This is a genomic window from Fictibacillus sp. NRS-1165, assembly GCF_050468105.1.
Lineage (GTDB): Bacteria > Bacillota > Bacilli > Bacillales > Fictibacillaceae > Fictibacillus_C > Fictibacillus_C terrinigri.
This window is the reverse complement of the sequence record NZ_JBDPNU010000025.1, coordinates 1-26,021: the sequence shown is the minus strand read 5'-3', so window position 1 is coordinate 26,021 and position 26,021 is coordinate 1. Positions and strand designations below refer to the sequence as shown.

The following is a 26,021-nucleotide window of genomic DNA, read 5'->3' as shown; positions in this document are numbered from 1 at the left end:
ATCATGATATTTAGCGAGGGTACAATGTGAAGGTATCTGTTTTTTATTGCGACTGTCATTATTAACGTGCACATCCATTTGACTGAGACTTCTTCAGGGTACTCTCATGAGTTGGGCAATTTCAAATATGCTATTAAGGACATGAATATTTATTAAATCCGAAACAACGGATGTAGAACTCCCTATAAAAATCGGAAATATAGTATAGCCCTGGCTTTACGCCACGGGCTTTTTTGTATCCAATTTTTCACATGTGAATGTGGCCAGCCAAAGTATCAATACTGATTAGAACTTTCTGGTTTTGAATGGGATGGCTCACGGAACTTTTTGACATGTTTCTTCCTATTATAATATCTTTTCTTGTAATGTTTGTTCATGCTTCTTAACCAGCTTATAAAATGTAGTCTTTTTTACCCCAATTTCCTGCATGGCCTTAACAGCTGTCGTCTCTCCAGATTTCCATCGAGAGTATACCTCCTTAAACTCTTCTGTCATCTTAGCCTTTGGTCGCCCAAACGCAATGCCATTCTGCAAAGCCACCTCAATTCCTTCACGCTGCCGTTTTCGAATGCGGTCCCGTTCTTCTTGTGCCATCCAGGAAAGAATTTGCAAAACTAAATCGGCAATAAAGGTACCCAAGCTGTCCTTAAATTGGGTGGTATCTAATAAAGGCATATCCAACACCACGATGTCTGCTTGAATATTTTTTGTAATGTCATTCCATTCATGAAGAATCTCTTCCTTGTTCCGGCCAAAACGATCGAGCGAATGAATGTAAAGAATATCTCCTTTACGAATAATCCGTTTTAATAATTTATTGAGCACGTTCGAAATCTTTCCCACTTTGCTTATCGATAAAAATATCTCGTGCGTCGATTCCCACTTTTTTCATGGACTCTAATTGTCGATCTTCATTCTGGTCTTTGCTGCTGACGCATATGTACCCAAATTTCGAATGTCCATTTTTTTCCTCCTTTTCTTGCTCTTTCTGTCTCTTACTTCTATCAAGATCGTTCGTAAAAGTGTACTTTTCTGAAAGGTTTATTTATAACTCAATATTTGGTTATTAAGTTCATGCTAATACCTGTATGGATTTAGCTTTTCAAAGGTACGTTTTGGGATTTTGATTTTGAAGTAGATTTTGAGAACAAATATCATAAAAAAAGAGACCTATATTTAGTCTCTCTTTTAGCTAATCAAAAACCATCGTTTTTAGTATTTATTATTACTATTTTCTCTAAAGGTAGAACGATTTCTGAGATTAAGCCAGGTGGCATAGAATTTTGGATTTTACTTCACTGTTTAGTATGTTTTCATTTTGAAACTTTCCGCTGGTTATAAAGCTCAATGATTTGCTCTTCTCGGCGATATCCTATTAGGACATTTCTACTCCTCTTTCCATCAGTTCCCAGTATCTTTTTGCTATCTATAACAAAACTAGTAATGTACGCTTTATCTGAGTTGTTCTATATGTTTGTTAGTCCAATGCTTCTACATAAGATCGAGAAGCCGTTTAATGATGACAATTACATTGCCAAGTTAAAACTCGATGGGATCCGTGCAATCTTTTCAATAATAGGTAACAAACCTAAACTTTACACTCGGCACAGTAATGATATTTCTGCTCGATTTGCTGAGCTTCTTTCTTATCCGTTACCAGATGGCACTATTTTGGATGGTGAGCTTGTTGTTACAGATGAGACCGGCAAGCCGGTCTTTGAATCCTGCATGCAAGGGTTCTTCCGTTCAAAAGGGAATATCACACATACTGCGTGTTTGATATTCTCTATTACAAGGGCAAGGATGTTACCTCGCGCCCTTTAGAACAACGTAAGCTATTGCTGTTTGATGTGCTGCCGGATGACTCATCTCTAATCGCAAAGGTAAAGTCACTTTCAGGTTTGAATAGTGAGCAGCTTTTCTCTTTATGCTGCAGTCAATCTTTAGAGGGCATTGATCTTAAAAGGAAAGACTCGACCTATACTGCCGGCCACCGCTCAAAAAACTGGCTGAAGGTAATCAATTATTCTTTTGAAGGCGTCCTGATCACCGGCTACCGTAGGTCTGAGTTTGGCTGGTTGCTTAACTTTGAGGATGGTTCCCCCGCCGGAACTTTGGAGTTTGCCTCTCATCATGCACGCCAGACAGTGTATAGGATGGCCGAGAAATTTAATTATGAAGAGTCCAGTGATTTTGTTCGTTTTCCAGCCAATCCTATAAAAGCAAGGGTGAAATTCACTATACAAAAGCTGGTTACTTGAGAATCCCTTCATTTGTGGAATTTCTCTGAGCTGTCTCTTCTCTCCGATCCCATGGAATATTCATCCTGGGTGAATCTATCTTTGAACATTATTGTTCTGGTTTAATGTCATAATACCACTAACAACAATAACAGAAGCCAAACCTATTTTTAGAAGGATGTGGGCCGGTGAGAATGTCTTTTCTAAACCGTTCACATGGTCATAAAAATTATCCCAACTTGCTCCTAGGAGTGCCGCGATAGTTGATACCAACAATACATTGAGAAGCTGGGAATTTGCTTTTTTGTCTTTTAATCTAAGTTGTACAGCCGCAATTACTCCGTACAAAAAACCAAGATATTGTAATACATGCGGTAAGGGAACACCATAATCAGATTTCCCGTATAGATAGTGCCAAATAAAGTCCCAAAGTTGCCCAGCCATAATAGTAATAATACTGATCCAAATCCACCTCATCTTCAACACTCCTTCCTGTTATATGTATATTCCAATATGAAGAGTCTGTTTATTGAAGTTATTAAAACATATTGGTCTAACTAACTACTGTGTTAGCACAACAGAAGGTCAACTTTTACTTTTGATTTTTAATAAATTAAATAAACTAAAATAAAAAAGTAAAATATTGTGAAAAGGATGACAAAAAGCCGGTATTCCTGTGTAAAGGATAACCGGCTTTTATAAAATTTTTAACCCAGCCACTACGAACAGCACAAAGTAATTGTGGCTTACGTTTTGAGCTTTTGTACAAAAATACACACCTATCACAACTTACAATTAACAATTCTCAACAGCTTTGCCCTTCATACTCGGTCAACTATACAGCCTAATTTTGAAACCCATATGTCATCATAAACTGTATCGATATAACGGTCTCCTCGATCAGGGAAAATCGTTACAATATTTGTATATGAATCGAATGTCGGTAAAAGTTGTTTGATTGCAGCCACTGCCGATCCTGATGAACCGCCTGCAAACATTCCTTCATTTAGTAATAAATTCCTGCATCCTTCCACTGATTCTTTGTCATTGACATAAATTACTTCATCTATTTCATTGATATTTAAAATCTCAGGAACACGACTGGCTCCGAAACCAGGAATTTCCCTAGGACCAGCAGGCGCGTTGAATATAACCGAACCAACCGCGTCCACAGCAATAACTTTAAGATCAGGAAATTTTTCTTTAAGTCTTCTACTAGTCCCCATAATGCTTCCTGTAGTACTAACCGGCATGACTAATAGATCCACTTTTTCATCTAGTTGTTCTGCAATTTCAGAACCTGTCCCAAAGTAATGGGCTCTCCAATTGTCTTCATTTGCATATTGATTAATCCAGTAACCATTCGGGAGCTCATCAAGAAGTTTCTTTACCATTTGAATTCTTGACTTCAGGTATCCCCCCTGATCATCCTTTTCCTCTACCATTACGACATTCGCACCTAAAATTTTGAGAATCTTTAAGTTAGTTTTTGTTATTTTTGGATCGACTACACACGTAAACGAAAGGTGATAAAGACGGGCTAACATGGCAAGAGCTATTCCGAGATTGCCTGAACTACTTTCGATAATGTGGGTATTGACATCTATATCACCGTTTTTTATTCCTTGTTCAATAAAAAAACGTGCTGGTCTATCTTTCATACTGCCTCCAGGATTCATATACTCCAGTTTGGCATTAACATTGATATGCTCCTGTGGGAACAACTGATTTAGCCTGACAATAGGAGTGTTACCAATACAATCCTTAATACAATCGTGTATCGGTTGAGTTTTTGTCATCTGGGTAGTAATCATATGAACGACCTCCTACATTTTTTGTAACAGCTGTATCGATTAATATTATTAAGTTAGGCTTCAAAAAGGTACACCTCTTCAGGGTACAATCTGAGGTTATTGTTCCAATTGTTACAAGCTTCTTCCCATTGAGTTTCACATATTGATTGAGACATTAGAAATGATAATGGAATACGTAAGTTTAGCAGCCTTCCATTAACACTAAATCGCGTTACACCAGCAGGCAACACTTGGCCTGATGTAACAACTTCTTTAATAAATTCTAAACTGCAGGCTGGATATCGAAATCGAACCATCTCTTGCTGAACCTTTCCTTGTGAAGATTGAGGTATACGAGTTACTGAAAAGTGATTCGTATAGGTTCCCACGACTTCATGCCAAAGTTTCACTCGCGTCAATGAGTCGTTATGATTTTTTTTCGGATAAATATAGGAATATGAACCATCATCTCTCATAAGTTCAGCTAAGGGTTCTTGTTCAGTAGAAATTGATGTGCATTGAATTTCTGAATGTTGATATAGGGTATCTATCCAGGCCCCTATCGGCAAAACATGATCCCATGCCTGAATTACGATATCTGATGGATTAATAACTTGAACAGGAACTCGATAACAGCCCATTTGTTTTAAAGCGCTAATTCGATGAGCACCATCCAAAATTAAAAATTCATGATTATTTAGTTGCAACCCTATTAAAGGATTTCTTAACACGTTTTCTTTACGAATCAAGTCGATTATCTTGCGTAAGCGAGCAGGCTCATACGGTTCATGAAGTAACACATTATCAGGATTGATCAGCTTAAGAGAAGTCATAATACTCATTTTTTATACCTCCTATACAAGAGCGTCTGTAGCATATTAATTTCCCTGTTTCGGTTGATAAAATTGCACTTTGAACAGTAGGACAATAGGTAGTAACGTAAATAAACTTAGGGCTAACCAAAATTTATCAGGTGAATGAATTTTTACGAAAAAATCATATAAAAATCCTCCTGCTAGGTTACCTAACGACCCACCTAGTGCCATAGCCATATTAGAAAATCCAAAATAGGCTCCTAAAGATTCTTTTGGGGCTATTTTTGCCACATAACTCTGGAATACAGGTAAAAGGACCATTGCCCCAATCGCAATACCAGTTAAAGTCAAAACAAGTGACCATAATTGATTTTCAATAGCATTTGGAAGAAGCATTGCTAAAATTACGAAATAGCTACAGATAAACAAATGCTCGATCCTTCTTTTTTTTGTGTATAAAAGTAATGGCCATTGAAACAAAATTATAATTATGGTGACATAGGAAAATATCCATCCGGAGGACCCAGATACTTTGTCAGCAACTATAGGTATTGTTAGATATAATTGCTGATAAATAAAATGAAAAGGAACCAAACTTATTGTAAGCAGCATAAACTGTTTGTTTTTCACTATATCTGTACTTTCTTGAATCCAAGAAGAAGTTTTACTAGGTAAAGTAGCTTGTGGGAGGAAAAATACTACAATACTTAAGAAAACAAACAGACCTCCTGCCAGCACACTTAGTATCAAAAAACTCTCATCTTTAAAATACAAACCAGCTAATGGTCCCAACACCGTACCTGCATTTTCTACTATATTCATAAGAGAAAATACTTCTTTGTGCCTTTCAGGTGGAGTTAAAGCTGTTAAATTTGCCTTTAAGGCTGGGCTGAACAAGGCACCTCCCAGACCCGTTAAAATAGCCGCTACGATAATTAACATGGGATGAGTGGTTAAGCCCAATGATGCAAATCCAATCCCGCGCATTAAAAACCCAATCAATGCTGTTCTTTTAAATCCTATTCGATCAGCCAGGAATCCTCCTATTATCATAATGCCTTGTTGACTGATAATACGAACGGCAAGGATCAAACCTACAAAGCCAACTGAAAACCCGACTGTTTGGTTAAAGTGGGTAGAAATAGTTGGAACAAACATAAAAAATGTAAAGAAAGAAAGAAACTGCAGGAAAAGAATGAGTATTGAAGAAGATCCCATATATCGTGGGAGTTTACCTTTATTGCTGGATACAAGTTGCATGATCTTCACCACTTTACATTAGAATAAAAAGTTCGGTTTCACCTCCTATGAATTTTCCTCTTACAGTTAGACAGGATAAAGGGTAAATATCAAGAAACCGTGCACTTGAGTTTACAGCAATGTAAAAGAAGTTAAAAATTATCACATACTTTTAACAACCTATCAGCATTTCCATACTAAAGTATTATTTAAATCCATTTTCCGTATAAAACTTAGGCTCTATTGCTCATTCAGGGAAAATTTTACTCACTACGAATGAAACGTGATTATAGAGTAAATTAGTTTGGATCTTATTATTCAAATGTACGAGTCAAATTAAAAAAGCCTCTTTATTGGAGGCCACTGAAGAACTACGTGTTTTCTCAACATTCAGTGCTCTAGTTAAAAAAGGCGACTCCTTATTCCGATTTTTGGAATAGGAGTCGCCTTTTTCTTTTGTTTATGTCTCAACGATCTTCTTCTTTACCCCATTAACTTTATTATCCTTTTTAGATTGACAGCGAAGAACGTCATCGCCCCCTGTAACTCTATGCCAATCAGACCCGAGGATGAGGCCACATCATACCCGTGTCGGTGTTTAATCTCACTATTCTTTGCTTCAATTTTGTATCGTTCTTTTGCTTTTTCCTTGAAGTACTCACTTTCCTGGTAGGCTGCCTGGGCGAGATGCTCTGTAGATTTTATACTGACGGAGTAGGACTTGCTTTTAGCACCTTCTTTGTAACATCCCACTTTAATAGGGCACCGTTTACACTTCTCAATATCAAAGAAATACGTATTCACCTGATTCGCAGGGACACCCTTCTTTCCGCCTTTGGTTTTTCGGATTGCCATATGTCCGGCTTTACAAACATACATGCCCGCATCCTTATTAAATTCAAATTCCTCTTCCTTCTTTCGGTATCCCTGCGTAACGGAAGGGTTTAATTTAGCGACGAGTTTAAATTTCTTTTCCTCACTGTATTCAAGGTTTCCTATTTCAGAATAAGCGGAATCTCCAATAACCGTATTAACCTTCATTCCAGTTGCCTTGCTTTTGTCGATATGTCTTTAATTCTTTGCCGTTTGTTTTTTCACCCGTTGTAACGGTTGCGGCGGTGATGATTCGTTCCTCACACATGAACCTTTTGGCACCTACTGCAATACGAATAGGTATTACTTTTTTTGTACTACATAGATATAAAGAAAATCGACAGGGAATATTTTTTTAACAACTTTCAATCCTGCATCTAAAAAAGCTTTTTCCATGTGTGAGGATGAAACTCTAATGCTTAAAGGGGGTCCCAAGCGACTCTCCGTTCTTTCCCATTCAAAACAAAGCAGATAAGCTCCTGTCTTCATTATCCTTTGGATTTCACTCATTCCTTTGGAAAGGGGATCTACAGCATGTAATACCAAGGAAGCAATGACGACATCGACTGTTGAATCAGATAATGGGATATTTTGTACACTTCCTTGCAACAATTGAATATTTGATATACCTTGCTCTTCCGTATGAGACTTGATCACGTCTAACATCTCAGCCTCAATATCCAGTGCGTAAACAGTCCCCTTGGTTAGCTTAGAGGCCGGTATGGAAAAATAACCGGTACCAGCACCAAGATCTAATATTACATCACTGTTTTTAATTGGCAGCATACCAAGCAATTTTTCAGGAGGTAACAATCTCCTTCTCTCCGGCATATCTAATAAATCCTTATTCTCAGGATTAAAACGCCTTTCATCCATCACAAATTCCTCCTCTAAGTTCTCTACAACATATTGCTTTACCTTTAATAAAAGAATTTGCCCTCATTTATTTGATAATTCAATTCTGAACAAATAAAACGCTTGGGAGGAATACGTACCCAAGCGTTTTATTAATTTATATTTTTTCGGTATTAATCACCAGTATTTCAAATATAGATGTTTGCGATTTTCCCTTTAGCGAACCCATTTGCTTATAAGCAAATTCTTCTTAATTATTCTTTTTAAGCACTTTTAATCCAGTTCCCATATCAGATGCAAAGACATAATCTTTGTCGACAAACACGCCCCATACATCTGCATTTTCAGGAATATATTTTCCGATTTCGAATGGATGAGCAGGCCTGCTAATATCAACTGCACGAACTCCTCCCGCATAATGTGAGAGATACAAAGTGTTTCCTTGCACTTTCGGATCATGAACCGTATTGCCAAACGTAACTCCATCCTCAATATTAGCTACAAGTTCTGTTTTGAACTCGCTCAATAGTGTTGGGTTTTTCTTGTTCTTTATGTCGAAAATACGAGTATAACCATAGGCTTGTTCATAGCCTTCTTTAGTTGGATTATAGACTTCTCTCGTTTCAACTAGGACATCCTCCCCTTTGGCTAAAGCTACAGAGTGAGCAGATCCCTGCTGATTTGGAGAGAATGTCGTCCTGCCTAAAACCTTAGGCTTTTTAGGATTCTTTATGTCTAAAATAATGGTCCCTAAATCCCAAAACGATAAAAAAGCCGTTTGCCCTTTCTTATCCGTCATGGTGCTATGGTTAAACGCAGGCCGGGTTTTTCCGTCCGGTGCATTCCAATTATAACCGTCGAAATCTTCCTGCACATCAGGAAGAGATCGTGGATCGAACTGATAAATTGTTGTTGGTTTAGCAGGATTAGAAACATCAACAATTTGAAAATCTTTTTGTTCGCCATGCGTATAGTAGTCTGCATAAGGATTCGCTGCCAAAACATACGGGTTACCATTCTGTACTGTTAGATAAAGTTCATGCGTCCCTCTGACGCGTTTGTCTAGAGACCAAAACCCTAACTTTTTAGGTTGATATGGATCTGTAACATCGTACAATAAAAACCCACCCACCGATTTGGGGTCATTTCTGTCAATTTGTTGAACACTAACGACTGCTAAGCTTCCTTTAAAATGTTTAGTATTAACTGATTTTACAATCACTTTTTCTTGCCAAGTACCTTCGATATCATCCCCAAAAACAGAGATCTCTTTTGGTTTATTAGGATTCTTTATATCCCAAACCCTTACTCCACCATTCCCACCATTTTGAGTATGTGTACCCGTGTAAGCAAATCCCTTATGTACATACACATCAGCAGTATTATTTTGGACACCATTCTTAAGTTTAATTTGTTGGGAACTAATTTCTTGCCATTTAAAATTTTTGCTGCCAGAAATAGATGGTATTACATTATTAAATCCAACTCTTGTTCCCTTTTCAATAAAATCTTTCCCCAGTTCATCATGGGCAGAAACAGAGGGTACAACCCCACCCAAGCTCATGGCTGATACTAATCCAATTGTTAGCACGATTTTAGACTTCATATATACCTCCTAAATTTCAGTCTTCTTAATTATTTCAAATATTCATAAATTTTAGGAGATGCCAAAAGACTTATTCTTACATCTTTTCTATAATTTTCAACAATCAAAGATAGGTATAAAAGTTAGAGTTTAGATATTCACCATAAAAATAACGTATCCTAAATAGGATACGTTACTTTACAGCCTATCTATTTAATGTTTTTGCTCCTAGATATCGAGGCGCCCAATAAGGGTTTTTCATTGAGCTGATACTAACTCCTCTTGAGGAAGAACTATGAATAAACTCATTATTTCCTATGTATATACCAGCATGTGACGCTCCTGGTTTATATGTTTCAAAGAAAACCAAGTCACCTACTTTAGGAGCATTAACTTTTGTTCCTTTTAAATAGATGCCGGCCACAGTCCGTGGAAGATCTATGTTCGAGGACTTAAGGTAAACATAGTTTAAATAACCACTACAATCGAAGCCCTTCGGTGTTTCTCCACCCCAAACGTATGGAACACCTATATATTTTTTCGCTGTGGGGATAAATCCTGAAGTATTTTGTATAGCTACCCCAGACCTTTTAGAAGTATTTCCTAGACCTAAAGCTTTAAATGTATTTTTTCCAACAATACCATCAGTTTTCAATCCTTTTGCTTTTTGTAGCTTTTTAACCGCAGATTTTGTGTAAGTTCCAAAATATGTAGTATTTTTGCTGTATGTAAAATATCCTTTGCTTTTTAATTTCTGTTGCAACTGTTTCACGTCGGTATGTGACATACCATATTTTAATGTTCGATCTCCTAGAGCGGCCTCCCCAATGATTGGATTAGCTGCTAGAATTCCTGCTACTGTTAGTCCCATAATTAATTTTTTCACACCATTTTCCCCCAAATACATTTTAATTCTTAACCTCTCTTTGAATTCTATCAATCTTTTATTTCAGTATCGTTTTGGTAGGATTACTTTGATATTACAAATATGTGCATATTTTGTGTATTTTCGACTTTTTTCATATTTTTTGGAAAAATCAATCGGTCGTTTGAAAAAAAAAAACCGCCCACATACTGATGGGTCGGTTCATTTTTACTTTTAATTATTTTCGTTTTTTTGTTGAGACGGAGGCACAAATTCATCACCGTTGAAGGAATATGAGATGAATTCATCTAGTTTTTGATTTTGATACATAGTTTGTATAAGTTTATTGCCTAATTCGGGGGTCATATTTTTATACCAGTCACCATCGGGATAAACAACTACCGTTGGACCATCTTGGCATCGACCATTGCAAAGTGTAAGCGTGGTATGAATTTCATCGGTCAACCCCTGATGTTTGATTTCATTTCGAATCGCTTTCGTGGTTTCTTCAGCCCCCTTGCGCTTACAACTAGCACCATTACATAATAAGACATGTTTAGTTACGCCTAATAGTTCCATTTTCAAAACACCTCACTCAGGTGATTGCCTTATTTTACTTCCACAACAAAAGGATACACATTGACTTTGCCGCTGAATTTAAATTCCGCCCAGATCTTATACACTCCCGGTTGATCAAATTGGGTTTCAAATTTTGTTTCCCTCTCTGAAACAGGATGTACGTGAACGTATTTTTCACCTTTTTCATCTAAGATGACCACATGGCCTAGCGCCCCTAAATAAGGTTGCGGGATGCCTTTATTAAATGAGAAACTCAATGTGACGGGATCTTTCACTTTAAACGTGTCTGGTGTCATGGTGACCGTATGATCGCCTATTGTTTTAGTAAAGGTTGTTTCTGGTTTTAATGATGCAGTTTTATCATGGCCATGATCCGTTCCTACTTCTATCGGTAACGGTTTCACCATGTATTCTTTATTTTTCGGTTTAATGTCGATAAATGCTTTGTAATTACCGTCCGACAGTTTTTTCTCTACTTGGAATTTCCCTTTTCCAATTTTCTCTGGATGCAAATGGTAATATTGTTTTAAATCCTCACTAACAATAATCAAATGCATGATTTTCTCATGATTGACTTCAAGCTGGTCAACGGGTTCTCCACCCTTATCTTTTAACTCAATCCGCATTTTTCCATCTGTATAATCAATCATAGGGTCTACGTCACTTTCAGTGTGCATCTCCCCATTATGTTCTTCATGGCTTCCATGTTTACTCGGTTCTTTTGAAGAATGGTGTTCGGTATGAACATCTGTCTGATTACCCGATATTGATGCGTAAACAGAATATCCACCGATTACTAGCGCAAGGATGATTACAGCCGATAATGCCCAACGTAGGACGATATTATTTTTCATGCTGGGATTCTCCTTTACAATTTCACTTTTTGTAATCTTAATGCATTTAATACAACTGATACGGAGCTAAAAGCCATCGCTGCTCCAGCGAGCCATGGTGCTAACAATCCAAGTGCTGCAATAGGAATACCTAATACGTTGTAACCAAACGCCCAAAACAGATTTTGTTTTATATTTCGAATGGTTTTCTTACTCATATAAATGGCATCCGCAATACTGTTTAAATCGCCCCGTATTAAGGTGACATCGGCAGCTTCCATCGCGACATCCGTCCCTGTACCGATGGCCATTCCGATATCTGCAAGAGCAAGAGCTGGCGCATCATTAATCCCGTCTCCTACCATAGCCACCGTTTTGCCATGTTCCTGAAGCTTTTTCACTTCTTCTGCTTTTCCTTCTGGTAAAACCTCAGCAATGACATGGTCGATTCCCACTTCTTGTGCAATAGCGTTCGCTGTTCGTTGATTGTCACCCGTAATCATGATGACATCGAGTCCCATACTCTTTAAACGAGAAACAGCTCGTTGGGATGTATCTTTGATGGTATCAGCTACAGCAATAATTCCGGCATAGTTGTTTTCAATTGCAATCAGCATAGCTGTTTTTCCGTTGCGCTCAAGTACTTCCATGGCCGTATCAACGTCGTTAATGGCTATGTTATTTTCATTCATTAATTTACGTGTGCCGATGAATATCTTTTTATCGTCAACAACGGCTTGAATGCCGTATCCTGGAATCGCATCGAATTCACTGGATGAAGGAAGTTGGATTCCTTTCTCCTTGATTCCTTGTACGATGGCTTGAGCCAGGGGATGTTCTGAGTTTTTCTCTGCAGCACCTACCAATGTTAATACCTGTTCTTCTGTAAATGGCTGCTTTACGATAACATCAGTTAATTCTGGTGTCCCATTGGTCACTGTTCCGGTTTTATCTAATATGATCGTATCAATCCTGTGAGTTGTTTCTAGATGCTCCCCGCCCTTAAACAATATCCCATATTCGGCTGAACGCCCTGATCCTGCCATTATGGATGTTGGTGTAGCTAAACCTAAGGCACAAGGACAAGCAATAACGAGTACGGCAATTAATTTTTCAAGTGCGGCCGCAAAATCCCCAGGGCTTACCCATAGGTACCAAATCAAGAAAGTTAACAAAGCGATCCCTACCACGATCGGTACGAAAACCCCTGATATTTTATCGGCTAGACGTTGGATCGGAGCTTTTGACCCCTGAGCTTCTTCTACCACCTTAATGATTTGAGCTAATGCTGTATCCCGACCCACTTTGGTTGCTTTAATTTTTAAGAAACCATTCTTATTAATGGTAGCTCCTATAACGGTGTCTCCAACCGTTTTGTCGCTGGGTACACTTTCACCTGTTAGCATGGATTCATCCAGGGCAGAACGTCCCTCAATAATTTCACCATCTACAGGAACTTTTTCGCCGGGTTTGATATAAACCACATCTTCAACCTCTACTTCTTCAATCGGAATCTCTTTTTCATCTCCGTTACGAACTACGATCGCTGTTTTGGCCTGTAAACCCATTAACTTTTTGATGGCCTCAGACGATCGTCCTTTTGCTTTTGCTTCAAAGAGCTTTCCAAGAAGAATCAGTGTAATTAACACAGCAGAAGTTTCAAAATAGAGTTCAACCATTCCTCCATTTGAACCAATGGATAGAACGGAGAGATACAGACTATAAAAATAGGCGGCTGAAGTGCCTAAAGCGACAAGCACATCCATATTGGCACTTTTATTTTTTAAGGCCTTAAAGGCTCCTATATAGAACTGTTTGCCGACAACAAATTGTACGGGAGTAGCAAGTGACAGCTGGACCCATGGATTCATAAACATCTTAGGCATGTAGATAAAGGATGTAAATTCAAAGTGAGACACCATGGCCCAAAGTAAAGGGATCGATAATATAAGAGAGAATATGAACTTCCCTTTTTGTCTTTCAATCTCCATCGCGCGGTGATCGACGTTTTCTTGATCTTTTTCCTTTTTAAGGCTTGCATCGTACCCTAGGTTTTGAACCTTTTTCACCATTTCCGCAATTGATACTTCGGATGGATTGTATTCAACGGTTGCAGTTTCCAAAGCCAAATTCACATTAGCGTTGGTGACACCTGGAAGTTTATTCAATCCTTTCTCGATTCGTGTGGCACATGCTGCACACGTCATACCAGAGATATTAAATTCTGCTTTCTTTGATACTGTGCCGTAACCCAAATCCTCTATCTTTTTTTGCAAGTCGGATACTTTAATAACCGTTGGATCATAAGAGACGGTTGATTTCTCTAATGCGATATTTACATTAACATGGTTGACACCCTCTAGCTTGTTCAACCCTTTTTCAATACGAATCGCACAAGCGGCACAGGTCATACCCGTAATTTGTAAGTTGGTTTCTTGTGATTTTGCAGATTCCATTCCTTTACCTCCTATATACCTATATAGGGTATATTCCGATTCAAAAGATAGCGTGCTTCACAGCACGCAAGTTTATCTAGGCTACCTCATATCCTTGGTCATCAATTGTTTCTTTAATTTTTTCTAAGGAAACTTTATTTGAGTCAAACGTTACATCTACTTTTCCTTCGCTTAAGTTAACCTGTACTTCCGATACACCTGCTAGTTTACCCACGCTGCCCTCAATCGCATTCACACAATGATTACAAGACATTCCTTTAACATTTAACGTTTTCTTTTCCATTTTTGTTTACCTCACTTTTTTTATTTCATTAACTTTTTAACCGTGACAAGAAACTCATCCAGCACTTCTTCATCGCCTTCTTGAATTCGCTCTAAAACACAACTTTTCAAATGACCTTCAAGCAAGATTTTTCCGACACTATTTAGCGCCGATTGTATAGCAGAAAGTTGAGTAATTACGTCATCGCAATACGTATCGCGCTCAATTAACCCTTTAACGCCGCGAATTTGTCCTTCAATGCGATTCAAACGTGTGGTTAAATTATTTTTCACTTTATCAGAATGATGACTTTTACGTTCTTCACTGGAACAACAGGTCTCTTCTAATTCTTCTGGAGTGTTAAGTTCCATGGGGTCACCTCCTTTTCTTTATAATACTATACCCCCCTATCCTATGTAAAGCCTAAATTTATTATACATTTTCTTTTTATTTGCAATCATTTTGTATAACATTCTCTAAAGGTGAAAAACCAACACTTGCGATCACAAATTTATGATATTGAATGGTAGGATTTTCTTTGGTAGCAGAAGATAATGGGAAAACCAACATCCCCATTAAATTCATTAGTAACAGGACTAAAATAAAAATACAACTCATTGACTTCGTCATCTGAAACAACCCCAGAAACAATTTTTAGGGTAATTGTAACGATTAAATATCGAGAAATTATGCAGGTTCGTCTACAAAAACAATGGGTAGACTAGGTATGTAAAAAAACATAAATGAAAGGAATGATGTGAGTATGCACGAAAACTATCAACAATGTATTGATGAATGCCTCGCTTGTATGAAGGAATGTAATCATTGTTTTGATGCTTGTCTTAAAGAACAAGATGTCACTATGATGGCACAATGTATCAGATTAGACCGAGAATGTGCCGAAATCTGTGCAATAGCTGCTACAGCGATGAGCAGAAATAGTCCCTTTATGAATGAAATTTGCACATTATGCGCACAGATTTGTGAGGCTTGTGGCAATGAGTGTAAAAATCATAACTCGGAGCATTGCCAACGATGTGCCGACACTTGTTTCCGATGTGCTGAGGCTTGTCGCAAAATGGTAAGCTGATTTTTTAAAGGGAAAAGTCCTCCTCATGAATTTGATGATCTTAAGATTTTTCCTTGTTTTGCAGTTCCAGCAAGTAGTCGTCCAGATTGTCGAATCTTTCTTGCATATCACTCCGGAAGGATTGGACCCAAGAATCCAGAGCTTGGAAGGGCTCGGGCCGCAGCTTGTAAATCCTGCGGTTGGCTTCGGGCTGCACCTCCACAATTCCGTTGTCGCTAAGCACCTTCAAGTGCTTCGAGGCTTGGGGCTGGCGAAGCCCTAGCCGATCGGCGATTTCCCCCACGGTCAGGTGACCGTTGCGCTAATTTGTGCAAAATCTGTGCATTTCCACAGATGTGTCATATTAGAATCCTTGTCATTCATAAATTAAGTTATTGTTGGACAAGGGAGGAGCACGATCGATGTCATTTTATATTTTAAGTGCTTTATCTGCCAGTACGATACTTGTTTTTCTTTCTTCTTTATTTTGTAAGGCAAACAACAGCAACATGAGTCATATGGCTTTCCACATTGATCTCGATGGTTTTGAGTGGGTTGGTAGGTATCCTAATAAGTATACGAATTCATCTTTTGGCAATGATCGAGGGTGGGTTTTCAGGGCTTATGGCAGGTATGATGGGGGCGATGTTATCTGCTATGTTACCGACAGACAAGGCACATATTTTCATTTTAATTAGTGTGCTCTTAACGGTTGGTTTTGCCCTCTTTTGTACCGTGCAATTTTTATCGGATTCTTTTATGAAGGTGATTGAAAAAAACGTTTATCCCTGTATGATCATAGGTTGCGTTGCCCTTTTTATCGTCTTTGTTACTTTCCCCTCTTCGTTTGATCATGCGCATCGTGCTTCCTTTAATACCAACACTGAACATTCCACAATAAAAAAAGCGCCTTCAGAAGCACAGCCGGTGCAATGGACTATCGGAAACAAAAACAATATGTATCTTTCGTCAGAACCCGATTAAAACGGAATGAAAAGATCACCCTGACATTAATCAATCATGACGCTATTGAACATGATATTGAAATATCGCCTTTTTTGTATCAAACATTCAATGGAGGTCATAATTCCTCTTCGTCGCATACACAACACTCTAAAAAGGACAATGTGTTACATCTCCATGCCTCTTCAAAAACAACGAATCAACTAACCTTTGTTCCCAAAATACAAGGCACATATCAATTCTATTGTACTATTCCAGGGCATAAAGAACTTGGTATGATTGGTCATATCCGTATTTCGAATTAAAAAGGGCAACACCCACTCCTATGAATACAAAAAGCCGGTCAACGTTCACCGACCTTAAACTTAATATTAAATTTTTAACAACCGTGCATTGATTGCGACAATAATGGTACTTAAGGACATAAGTACTGCCCCTACAGCAGGATCTAATAAAATACCCACTGGATAAAGAATACCAGCCGCCAAAGGTAAAGCGACGATATTATAACCGGCCGCCCACCATAAATTTTGAACCATTTTTCGATAGGTAGCTTTCGATAAGTCAATAATTGAAACGACGTCTTCAGGGTTACTCTTTGCTAGGATGACGTCTGCTGTTTCCATTGCGACATCTGTTCCTGCCCCTACGGCAATTCCTAGATCGGCGTTTGCGAGCGCAGGAGCATCATTCACTCCGTCACCTGTCATGGCCACTTTTAAGCCCTGTTCTTTAATCTCTTTAATCTTATCGGCTTTTTGATGGGGTAACACTTCTGCAATAATTTCGTCTAATTCTAATTTATCCCCTACCCAATGGGCGACCTGACGGTTGTCACCCGTAAGCATCATCGATTTAATCCCTTTTTCTTTCAGCTTTTTGATGGCGTTCTGAGCCGTTTCTTTCACCTGGTCGGCTAATGCAATCATTCCATGAAGTGAATCATTGACTAGAACAAACGAAACGGTTTTTCCATCTTTTGCAAGCTGTTCGTATTTTTGGGTATCATATTCAATCTGTTCTTCTTTGATATAACCCGGACTGACGACTTTGACGTGTTGCCCATTGATGGTACCTTGAAGCCCTTTTCCAGTAATGGATTGGAAATCGTTGATTTCTAAAAGTTTAACGTTTCGTTCTTTCGCTTCTGCTACCATTCCTTTGGCAATCGGGTGTTCAGATTGTGCTTCTAGAGAGGCCGCCAATTGTAATAGCTCTTCTTCCTTTGAATCACTAAATAAAACAATATCAGTTACTCCAAATTCACCTTTTGTGAGGGTACCTGTTTTATCAAAAACAATCGCGTCTAACCTACGTGCCTCTTCAAAGCTTGTACGATTTCGAATCAATAACCCATGTTGGGCAGAGAGAGTTGTGGATTTTGCTACAACCAATGGAACGGCAAGGCCTAAGGCATGGGGACAGGAGATGACCAACACCGTAACCATGCGTTCAAGCGCAGCATCGAATGGATAGCCTAATCCCAACCAAATGAATAGCGTAACAATACTTGCCCCAAGTGCCACGTAAAACAGCCATTTTGCTGCGCGGTCCGATAACGCTTGTGTTTTGGACTTTGTCGCTTGTGCTTCCTGGACAAGCTTAATCACTTGAGACAAATAACTCTCTTCCCCTGTTTTTTGAATAGAGAGGGTCAAAGAACCCTCACCATTGATGGAACCACCAATAAGCTCTTCTTCTACGTTTTTTTCAACGGGGACCGATTCACCTGTTAACATCGATTCATCAACGGTGGAATGACCTTTCATAATCTTTCCATCTGCAGGGACTTTTTCTCCAGGTTTGATTAACACATGATCGTTCTGCTTGAGTTCTGATACCGGCACATCTTCCACACTTCCATCGTTTCGTATAAGATGAGCTTCTTTTGGCATGAGCCTTATCAGTTCCTCTAATGAGCTGGAAGCTTTCATGACTGACTTCATTTCCACCCAGTGGCCCAACAGCATAATATCGATTAGCGTAGCCAACTCCCAGAAAAAATTGCTGCCTTCAAAACCAAAGACGATCAGTGAGCTATAAAAATAAGCTGATATGATAGCTAACCCGATTAAAGTCATCATCCCTGGATTTTTTTGTCGTATTTCATCCCATAAACCCTTTAAAAAAGGCCAGCCCCCGTAGAAAAACACAATGGTGGAAAGTCCAAATAAAACATACATGGAACCGTAGAATGAAAGATTAAAACCAAAAAACATTTGAATCATAGGGGATAGTACAAGAATAGGAATTGTTAAAATTAACGAAATGTAAAAACGTCGTTTAAAGCCTTCAATCATGTGACCATGATGATGATCATGACCTGCATCAGATTCCGAGTGGTTTTTATGATCATCATGATGTTGATCCATATCATGGTGTTGATGCTCATCATGTGGATGACCATTGTTATGATGATTCATAACGCTCACCTTCCTTGATAGCTTTTCATTCTAAAACGATCTCGCTTCAAATATCTATCCCCATCTTTTCTCCAATCCATACAAAAGCATTGGGCTGCGGTTTAATAACCATAGACCTTCGCCTTTTTTTAACTGGATTTGAATTCCCATTTGTAACCTAAGCCCCAAACCGTCTTTAGGTAGTCATCAATGGGGAATCCAACCTTTCTAAACTTATCTCTGATGTTTCGAATATGGGAGTCAATCGTTCTTCCTTCAGTTTGCTATTCCCCAGATAGACTCAATTAAATGATCTCGGTTAAAGACTTTCCGAACTTTAAAGAAAGCTTCATTTTTTCTCTCCTGCTACATTGTAAAAATTTTAACGATGCCCATTACAATAATCCATAGAATAATAAAATGAAAAAACAACGGGGGCCATTTGTTTTCATTGAAACCTTAGCGTATAAATGTCAAGATTTTATGCAGTTCTTAACGTAACATTCCATTCTGCGTTTGATTTTATGGCTTCAATATGAAAATCAACGATTATTAGTTCACTTTTAAACGTATCCACATAATCAACAAATCAACCCTCCAAGGTACACTTCTCTAACTTATTCTATTGTTTTTGCTTCTATTTCTATTAATCTCTCAGTTCAACCGCATAATTCACAAGAGTTAAGAATATAGTTATAGAAATTTAGATGGACAACCTTTTAAGGGGGACTCAATGAAAAATCCGAAAGAACATTTATTTAGAAAAGTAATGTCTTTGATTTTCATTGCCTTTATTTTATTCTTTTTTGTCGCTGGATTTATCACAACGACAGAGTCAAAATTTCAAGCGTCATTAACCCTTTTGAATAAATGGATGAAAGATTTTACTACGGAAGCTTTTGTTTATGCAATGGGAACAGAAAATCACTATTTTACTCAAATTTTACCCAAAAGTAGTAAACCTCCAAGTGGTTCTTCTGTATTAATGCAGTTCGCCACGAACCTGCGGCCTGGAGATCCGCGAAGTTTATTATCTGAACTGCCAGGATATGCCCTTTACGATGCAGAGATCTATATTGCTGGTAAAGGGACAAACTATTCGACTCTGCCTATTGATACTGTTCCACCTATTCATGAAATATTGAAAGAAAATGACCCCTCTGAAGAAAAATTAACGGTGAAAGAACCAAATAAAGACATCCCTTCACCAAAAATAACTACAAATGGTAAAACCGTCGTGTATATTTACCATTCACATAGCTATGAATCGTTTAAACCCCTGTTAAAAAACAGAGATTATACCAGCTCAAACCCTAAGGCAAATATCATCGCCATAGGAAAGGAACTCAAGAAGGATCTTGAAAAAAGGGGCATTGGAGCTTCAAACAGCTCTCTAAATGTGGGTGAGGCGTTAAAAGCAAGAAACTGGGGAACTGGCAAAGCATACATTCTTTCTAGGGAAGCGGTCCAACATACCCTAGCCAATAACAGAGATATTAATTACCTCATCGATATGCATAGAGATTCTCTGCCAAGGAAATACACAACCATTACCATTAACAATCAATCTTATGCCCGACTGTTTTTTGTTGTTGGCAGAGAACATCCAAACTTCGAAAAAAACCTTCGATTAGCAGAAAGTCTCAACAAACGATTTGAAAAAGAATATCCAGGTTTAAGCAGGGGTGTAATAATAAAAAATAAGCATGAAGGTAACGGAATCTATAACCAAGACTTGTCTCAAAATGCCCTTTTAATTGAAATGGGTGGTATAGACAATAACCTCGAAGAACTATATCGTACATCAGATGCTTTTGCAGATGTCTTCAGTGAGTTTTACTGGCAAGCAGAGAAAGTTAACGCCAATAAATAAGACCAGACCTGTAGGCTAACAATCCACTACTTATTTTTTTCTTATTTCCTTTTGAGAATCCAGAAAGTGTTCCTAAGATTCTATAAGTTACGCCATCCAAAGGTGTGAAAGAGCATCCCAGAGTGGATGCTTTTTTCTTTTTGTAAAAAATGACCCACCCTCTTTCAAGTAATGACTATTACTCTAAGGACAATAATAAAAATCCCCATTCAGTATGAGTTGAGATTTTTTGCTTATATAGGCAACCGTATAAACACTGTGGTTCCCTTAAGTGGGGCACTTGTTATCCAGATGGTTCCCCCATGAGCCTCCACTAGTTGCTTGGCTATGGTTAGTCCAATCCCACTTCCTCCAAATTTTCGATTCCTGGATTTTTCACTGCGATAAAACCGTTCAAATACCTTTTTGACATCGTCAGCTGGAATACCAATACCTGTATCTTTTATGGTTACTTGGGCAGCGTTATTTTCTTTATGAGCCGTTATGATCACACTTCCACCCTCAGGAGTAAACTTTAATCCATTCGTCAACAGGTTAATGAATACTTGAACCATCCGCTTTTTGTCTAATGATAGTTTAATTTTTCCTGGATTGGGATAAAAAAGTAAAATTCCTTTTTGTAAATAGGACTCCTTTAAGGTGTTAATACTCTGTTGTATGACTTGACTTAAATCCTCTGATTTCTTTGATAACACAAAATCAGGAGCTTCAAAGGTTGTCAATTGCTCCAAGTCCTGCACCAACAGAATAAGACGCTCGATCTCTTCCTTAAAAGAATGCATACGGACAGGGGTAGCCTCAAAAATTCCATCCTCGATAGCTTCCAGATGACTTTTAAGGGTAGCCAAAGGCGTTCGTAATTCATGAGCAATATCGCTGGTCATGTTCTTTCGTACAATCTCCTGCTTTTGAAGCTGGATAGCCAGTTGATTAAGAGATTGTTCCAATTCCTGTAATTCATCCTTCCCTTGAGAATCCACTCGTACATTAAGGTACCCTTTCGCCATTTTATCAGCTGCAATTCTCATCTGTACTAGCGGTCTTGATAACTTTTTTGCCACGAAATAACTCAGGATGCAGACCATTATAAAGGCGCCAAGGGATGTCCATAAAATGGAACCAATAACGGCCCTTTCAAAATGTTGAGTTAAAGGTTTTATGGCACGAAATTCAGGTGCATCCTTTTGAAACATTAAAAAGTGTTGATGGACTTCCAGCATGATGATCAGACTGGCAATAACAAGGAGAACGGTGGCCGCCAATATAAAAATGATTGATAAACGAGCATGCAATCCTCTAATCCTCATAAGAACTTCCTTTAAACTTGTAGCCTATACCAAAAACCGTTTGTATGTACTGGGGTTTCTTAGGGTTGTTCTCAATTTTATGGCGAAGATTTTTAATATGCTGATCAATCGCCCTAGTTTCTCCTTCATAATCAAAACCTAATACTTTTTCCACGAGCTCGTTTCTTGAAAACGTCCTTTTCGGATGCCTTGCCAATACCAAAAGAGCTTTATATTCGTTGGGAGTCAAATTTACTTCATTTCCCTTCAAAAAAACTTCTTGTGAAATTGCATCAATGGTTAGCTCTCCATCGTTATACGATATTCGGTCAGCAAGCAAATCAATTTCATTCGATCTTCTCAGTATGGTTTTTACTCTCATCACGAGTTCTCTGGGACTAAAAGGTTTGATCATATAGTCATCCGCTCCCAAGGATAAACCGTTGATCCGCTCCTCTTCTTTTACTTTGGCGGTTAACATCAAAATCGGCACCGAAACTTCTTGCCTGATTGTGTGACACACTTCTTCGCCGCTAATATCGGGCAACATAAGGTCTAAAATCACAAAATCAATGTGACATCTTCTTATTTGGTTGAGGGCTTCTTGTCCAGTTGAGGCCTCAATAGTTTGATATCCCTCGTCTCTCAAATAAGACGAGACAACCTCAAGTATTTTAACTTCGTCATCCACGATTAAAATGGTTTTCATTATTTGAACTCTCTCCCATTACCGTCTTATAACTCCTATTATAAAGGAATAGCTCATGAAGATTTAACAACTACATAACTTCTTTCTACAATTTTCAAAATGGATTAGATGCAGATTTTTTGAAATTATATAAACGCTAGAATAGGCGTTCATGTACACAGTTAAAAAAAGAGAGAATACCATCGTAAGTCAGATGGAATTCTCTCCAAGATGATTAAGACTTATTCAGGTTGAAGTTCGCTTTCGGTTACCCATTTATGATTTTTGACTTTTTCGCCACCTGTTGTAGGTGTGTAGTCAACCATATAGACCGTTGTCTTTTCAGACGATTCGATAACGGCCGAAGCACCTTTCATTCCTTTCATATGATCCGCATTCAATTTGACTTTATCGCCTTGTTTAAGTTCTTTGTTTCCTGCATTCTGAATTTCCTCTTGAATGACCCACTTATGATTTTTCACGGGCTTTCCACCTGTTGTTGGTGTATAAGTAACCACATAAGCGGTGGTATCAAAAGCACCAACAATTTTTGCTTTTGCTCCGTCCATACCTTCCATGTGATCCGCTTTAATAATTGCCTTGCTTCCCACTTCATATTTAGGGTTTTCTGCTTTCTTAAGGTCTTTTGGTACCTCGCCTGAACCTGTATGCTTCATGCCATCATGATTCATGCTTCCATCTTTCATTTCGTGTTTGCCCATGTTTTTATCGCCACTGTCATTTGAACAAGCTGCCAAAGTTAGCGATAACGCCAGTAATGAAGTTGCAAAGATGTTGTTTTTCATTCTCATGTTGTGCACCCTCCTAGACTTTATCTTACTAATAAAATTTATTTTTCACTTTCATTGCCACCAATTATAAAAAAAAGTTGTGAAGAAGTTGTGAAGAAAGGATTGTTATTCAGCTTGATTTTTGCTAACTCAAAAAAATATTTGGTTAAAGAACAAAGGTACTTAAAGATTCAGTTACTTAATTGGTAGTTGTTCCTTCATAATAAACGACCTTTTAACAGTTTATTAATTTAGTGCTTTTAAAATAATGATTAGCGATCTTTGAAATAAGGGACGCTACTAGCGTCAATCGCTATCCATATACCTAACAAAATTAAACCTATTCCAATGACTTTAGTAAAACGTTCTCCTTTAGGAAGAGTTTTTTCTAATAAGCTAAGCAATGTTATAAAGCCCATTCAGAACAGATTCATGATACCAATTGCGAACAAGATCACCATTAATCTTCAACAACATCCTACACAATGTAATCCATTCTCAATTCCCATTCGTATCGCACCTGATTGGTCCGATTTATTTTCTTACTCACTTCGATGCTTTTATTAATCGGATATTTCAATTGGTTACCCTCCATTAGTATAATTCTAATTAACGGTATATCCTTAAATAGAATTTATAGAAAAGGAAACCTAGCACTTTGCACTTCCCTTAATGAAATGGAGGAGATTCGTAAAATGGATGAGAGAAGGTTTAATATTAAGAAAAAAGCTTTATTGGATTCTCCTGAACGAAGAAAATTGTTACCTCCAGAGAAACTGCTGAGCTTGCTGTCTATCAAGAGTAATGATTCAATACTCGACTTAGGTGCTGGTACGGGGTATTTTACAATCCCTGCTTCCATAATGACACAAGGAGACGTGTATGCCTTAGATTTAGAAAAGGAATTATTAGATGTCATTCAATCACAGATAGAAGAACAAAATATATCTAATATTCATCTGATCCAAGGAAAGGCACAAGCTATTCCATTAGCCAGCTCCTCCATCGATATCGTAATCGCTTCCCTAATTTTGCATGCCGTTGAACCGCTTTCCAAAGGAATATGCGAAATTTATCGGGTGATGAAACAGGGAGCCTACCTACTTTGTTTTGAATGGGAAAAAAAAGAGTCACCAATGGGTCCTCCGATTCACATTCGAATCCCTTCTGAGGAAATGGAAGCTTTATTTTTAGAAAAAAGCTTTAAAATAATTAAAAAAGTATTCCCTACGGATTTTCTCTATATTTATATCATTCAAAAAATGTAATATATAACTTTTTCACAAGCGCGGGTGAGCTCGACGTACAAAGGACGGAAGAATAGTAGTACTTTCCTGTAAACTACGATTCGTTTTTGGTAGAGGATCCTTTTATAACCTCGGGAAACTTTTCACCTTGTTTCGCATGAAAGCTCCACCAATCCACGAATATCTTTCTTCATTTTTTTGGTGAAAGAGCACTTGACTTTGCCCTCTTTTGTCTATTGATCTAGAAATAGTTTAACCCAGATTTAGAACGTCTTACAGCATGTACAGACTTAGTTCATTTCAAATTAAAAGGCACATTTCTTAGATTCATTTTAAAATGAATTACCTTTAATAAACATTTAAGTTCTACGTCTAACAGGCAAATAACAAACATGGCTATTCCTAAAGCCAATTCACAGTTAAAAAGCAGGAGTTAGTTTTCTAATTCGTTTCCTTTAATATATTCAGCCTATTTCTGTATTCATCTTCATTAATTTCCCCTTTAGCATAACTGGTTTTAAGGATATCTATGGCAGTATTTTCTTTACTCTCTTTTTTCACAATTGCTCGTATTACAGTATAGACAATCGCGACAAGAACAAGCAAAAATAGTAAAAGGCCCACTATGCAAATTGTCATCATTGATATTCCATTCATATGCATTTGATTCATCATTTTTAATCCTCATTTCTTGTAATATATAAATTTTTCAATACCGAGCTAAAACATAACTTGTATGGATATTTTCCCTAAATAAATATTGCCATATAAGAGGTTTGAAATAGTAGTGCAATGTATTTTTTTATCTTTTAAGAAAGCAGTGCATAAATGAGTAGGCTAATAGAAAAAAACACAATCAAAATGACTATAATTATCCCAATGCAAGTCGAAAAAATTTTAATTATTTTCCCTCAAAAGATGATTTATACCGATGGAAACGATCCAAAATGAAAGTAAACCTGCATCAAATTTTCCTAAAGCGACGAGAAAGTAGAATTAATAAATAGTATTTTTTAAAGTTTAACGTTCTGAAATACACAGATCTAGTACTAAAAAATTTAATAAGAATTAATGAGAAGAAAAATAAGAGAGTACGATTTTGCCCCATGTTTCGTGCCCTACCCTATTCCTTTAAAGCATAAATTACACCACTCTTCTATACACAGAAGATCGATTCCTGTTGTGGAGTTTTGTATGGCGGATTCGGAGTAAATAAATCAGAATTAATAGAAAAACAATATATAGGAATGTAAAGATTTTCGCCAACTTTCCATACAACTTTGATTTTGTCAAGGCCGGTTATAACT

At 37.8% G+C, this 26,021-nt stretch carries 24 protein-coding genes and 4 pseudogenes; 7 read left to right on the top strand and 21 right to left on the bottom strand.

The annotated features are described in order from the left end of the window. Window positions 1-345: 345 nt before the first annotated feature. Window positions 346-940: pseudogene (locus ABHN01_RS10750) on the bottom strand (recombinase family protein). Window positions 941-1,347: 407 nt separating this feature from the next. Here ABHN01_RS10750 and ABHN01_RS10745 point away from each other — a divergent pair. Both ABHN01_RS10745 and ABHN01_RS10740 read left to right on the top strand, forming a co-directional pair. Further along, window positions 1,348-1,824 (top strand): hypothetical protein, encoded by a 477-nt coding sequence (locus ABHN01_RS10745; RefSeq protein WP_429875547.1) that lies wholly within the window; start codon window positions 1,348-1,350, stop codon window positions 1,822-1,824. Next, the gene (locus ABHN01_RS10740; RefSeq protein ID WP_429875546.1) at window positions 1,773-2,261 is read left to right on the top strand and encodes an RNA ligase family protein; all 489 of its coding nucleotides are present in this window, start codon (window positions 1,773-1,775) and stop codon (window positions 2,259-2,261) included. The genes ABHN01_RS10745 and ABHN01_RS10740 overlap by 52 nt, the downstream gene beginning before the upstream one ends. Window positions 2,262-2,336: 75 nt before the next feature. On the opposite strand, the gene ABHN01_RS10735 is transcribed toward ABHN01_RS10740, so the two are convergent. The 13 genes and pseudogenes from ABHN01_RS10735 to ABHN01_RS10675 all read right to left on the bottom strand — a co-directional run bounded on the left by ABHN01_RS10735 (window position 2,337) and on the right by ABHN01_RS10675 (window position 14,766). After that, window positions 2,337-2,717 carry a hypothetical protein gene (locus ABHN01_RS10735; protein WP_429875545.1) on the bottom strand — a complete coding sequence of 127 codons (381 nt, stop codon included), beginning with the start codon at window positions 2,715-2,717 and terminating at the stop codon, window positions 2,337-2,339. Between the two features lie 344 nt (window positions 2,718-3,061). Further along, on the bottom strand, window positions 3,062-4,054 hold the full coding sequence (gene sbnA, locus ABHN01_RS10730; protein WP_429875544.1) for a 2,3-diaminopropionate biosynthesis protein SbnA: 993 nt from the start codon (window positions 4,052-4,054) through the stop codon (window positions 3,062-3,064). 53 nt (window positions 4,055-4,107) lie between these two features. Beyond that, a complete protein-coding gene (locus ABHN01_RS10725; protein ID WP_429875543.1) occupies window positions 4,108-4,875 on the bottom strand; it encodes a ParB N-terminal domain-containing protein in 768 nt (255 codons plus the stop codon). Window positions 4,876-4,911: 36 nt separating this feature from the next. Beyond that, entirely contained in the window at window positions 4,912-6,108 is a 1,197-nt protein-coding gene (locus ABHN01_RS10720) for an MFS transporter (protein WP_429875542.1), read from the bottom strand. A 462-nt stretch (window positions 6,109-6,570) separates the two neighbouring features. Continuing rightward, window positions 6,571-7,228 (bottom strand): annotated as a pseudogene (locus ABHN01_RS10715) (transposase); the annotation flags it as partial. Between the two features lie 35 nt (window positions 7,229-7,263). Further along, window positions 7,264-7,836 carry a class I SAM-dependent methyltransferase gene (locus ABHN01_RS10710; RefSeq protein WP_429875541.1) on the bottom strand — a complete coding sequence of 191 codons (573 nt, stop codon included), beginning with the start codon at window positions 7,834-7,836 and terminating at the stop codon, window positions 7,264-7,266. Between the two features lie 229 nt (window positions 7,837-8,065). Then, entirely contained in the window at window positions 8,066-9,421 is a 1,356-nt protein-coding gene (locus ABHN01_RS10705; protein ID WP_429875540.1) for an LVIVD repeat-containing protein, read from the bottom strand. A 184-nt stretch (window positions 9,422-9,605) separates the two neighbouring features. After that, window positions 9,606-10,286, bottom strand: coding sequence for a C40 family peptidase (locus tag ABHN01_RS10700; RefSeq protein WP_429875539.1), 681 nt, complete (start codon window positions 10,284-10,286; stop codon window positions 9,606-9,608). Between the two features lie 213 nt (window positions 10,287-10,499). Beyond that, entirely contained in the window at window positions 10,500-10,844 is a 345-nt protein-coding gene (locus tag ABHN01_RS10695; RefSeq protein ID WP_429875538.1) for a (2Fe-2S) ferredoxin domain-containing protein, read from the bottom strand. 29 nt (window positions 10,845-10,873) lie between these two features. Continuing rightward, a complete protein-coding gene (locus ABHN01_RS10690; RefSeq protein WP_429875537.1) occupies window positions 10,874-11,698 on the bottom strand; it encodes a hypothetical protein in 825 nt (274 codons plus the stop codon). Window positions 11,699-11,712: 14 nt separating this feature from the next. Next, window positions 11,713-14,133 carry a heavy metal translocating P-type ATPase gene (locus ABHN01_RS10685; protein ID WP_429875536.1) on the bottom strand — a complete coding sequence of 807 codons (2,421 nt, stop codon included), beginning with the start codon at window positions 14,131-14,133 and terminating at the stop codon, window positions 11,713-11,715. A gap of 76 nt (window positions 14,134-14,209) precedes the next feature. Beyond that, window positions 14,210-14,416 carry a copper chaperone CopZ gene (copZ, locus tag ABHN01_RS10680; RefSeq protein ID WP_429875535.1) on the bottom strand — a complete coding sequence of 69 codons (207 nt, stop codon included), beginning with the start codon at window positions 14,414-14,416 and terminating at the stop codon, window positions 14,210-14,212. Window positions 14,417-14,436: 20 nt separating this feature from the next. After that, window positions 14,437-14,766: a metal-sensitive transcriptional regulator gene (locus ABHN01_RS10675; RefSeq protein ID WP_429875534.1), complete on the bottom strand. Its 330-nt coding sequence runs from the start codon at window positions 14,764-14,766 to the stop codon at window positions 14,437-14,439. 392 nt (window positions 14,767-15,158) lie between these two features. Here ABHN01_RS10675 and ABHN01_RS10670 point away from each other — a divergent pair, with 392 nt between their 5' ends. Next, entirely contained in the window at window positions 15,159-15,485 is a 327-nt protein-coding gene (locus tag ABHN01_RS10670; protein ID WP_429875533.1) for a four-helix bundle copper-binding protein, read from the top strand. Window positions 15,486-15,525: 40 nt separating this feature from the next. On the opposite strand, the pseudogene ABHN01_RS10665 reads toward ABHN01_RS10670, so the two are convergent. Next, a pseudogene (locus ABHN01_RS10665) lies at window positions 15,526-15,786 on the bottom strand (ArsR/SmtB family transcription factor); the annotation flags it as partial. A gap of 302 nt (window positions 15,787-16,088) precedes the next feature. Between ABHN01_RS10665 and ABHN01_RS10660 the strand changes: the two are divergent. Both ABHN01_RS10660 and ABHN01_RS10655 read left to right on the top strand, forming a co-directional pair. Beyond that, complete coding sequence (locus ABHN01_RS10660; protein ID WP_429875532.1) at window positions 16,089-16,448, top strand: hypothetical protein; 360 nt, start codon at window positions 16,089-16,091, stop codon at window positions 16,446-16,448. Further along, window positions 16,397-16,732 carry a plastocyanin/azurin family copper-binding protein gene (locus ABHN01_RS10655; RefSeq protein ID WP_429875531.1) on the top strand — a complete coding sequence of 112 codons (336 nt, stop codon included), beginning with the start codon at window positions 16,397-16,399 and terminating at the stop codon, window positions 16,730-16,732. The genes ABHN01_RS10660 and ABHN01_RS10655 overlap by 52 nt, the downstream gene beginning before the upstream one ends. A 66-nt stretch (window positions 16,733-16,798) precedes the next feature. Here the strand turns inward: ABHN01_RS10655 and ABHN01_RS10650 are convergent, their stop codons facing one another. After that, window positions 16,799-18,850 carry a heavy metal translocating P-type ATPase gene (locus ABHN01_RS10650; RefSeq protein WP_429875530.1) on the bottom strand — a complete coding sequence of 684 codons (2,052 nt, stop codon included), beginning with the start codon at window positions 18,848-18,850 and terminating at the stop codon, window positions 16,799-16,801. A 128-nt stretch (window positions 18,851-18,978) separates the two neighbouring features. Further along, window positions 18,979-19,159, bottom strand: a pseudogene (locus tag ABHN01_RS10645) (winged helix-turn-helix domain-containing protein); the annotation flags it as partial. Window positions 19,160-19,562: 403 nt separating this feature from the next. Between ABHN01_RS10645 and spoIIP the strand changes: the two are divergent. After that, on the top strand, window positions 19,563-20,702 hold the full coding sequence (spoIIP, locus tag ABHN01_RS10640) for a stage II sporulation protein P (RefSeq protein ID WP_429875529.1): 1,140 nt from the start codon (window positions 19,563-19,565) through the stop codon (window positions 20,700-20,702). 233 nt (window positions 20,703-20,935) lie between these two features. Here the strand turns inward: spoIIP and ABHN01_RS10635 are convergent, their stop codons facing one another. From ABHN01_RS10635 to ABHN01_RS10625, 3 genes are all read right to left on the bottom strand, one after another. Continuing rightward, a complete protein-coding gene (locus tag ABHN01_RS10635) occupies window positions 20,936-22,009 on the bottom strand; it encodes a sensor histidine kinase (RefSeq protein WP_429875528.1) in 1,074 nt (357 codons plus the stop codon). Next, a complete protein-coding gene (locus tag ABHN01_RS10630) occupies window positions 21,999-22,697 on the bottom strand; it encodes a response regulator transcription factor (RefSeq protein ID WP_429875527.1) in 699 nt (232 codons plus the stop codon). The genes ABHN01_RS10635 and ABHN01_RS10630 overlap by 11 nt, the downstream gene beginning before the upstream one ends. Before the next feature lie 221 nt (window positions 22,698-22,918). Beyond that, a complete protein-coding gene (locus ABHN01_RS10625; protein ID WP_429875821.1) occupies window positions 22,919-23,482 on the bottom strand; it encodes a YdhK family protein in 564 nt (187 codons plus the stop codon). Window positions 23,483-24,162: 680 nt separating this feature from the next. Between ABHN01_RS10625 and ABHN01_RS10620 the strand changes: the two genes are divergently transcribed. Further along, window positions 24,163-24,735, top strand: a complete 573-nt coding sequence (locus tag ABHN01_RS10620) for a class I SAM-dependent methyltransferase (protein ID WP_429875526.1) — start codon at window positions 24,163-24,165, stop codon at window positions 24,733-24,735. A gap of 420 nt (window positions 24,736-25,155) precedes the next feature. Here the strand turns inward: ABHN01_RS10620 and ABHN01_RS10615 are convergent, their stop codons facing one another. After that, window positions 25,156-25,389: an SHOCT domain-containing protein gene (locus tag ABHN01_RS10615; RefSeq protein WP_429875525.1), complete on the bottom strand. Its 234-nt coding sequence runs from the start codon at window positions 25,387-25,389 to the stop codon at window positions 25,156-25,158. Window positions 25,390-26,021: the final 632 nt, after the last annotated feature.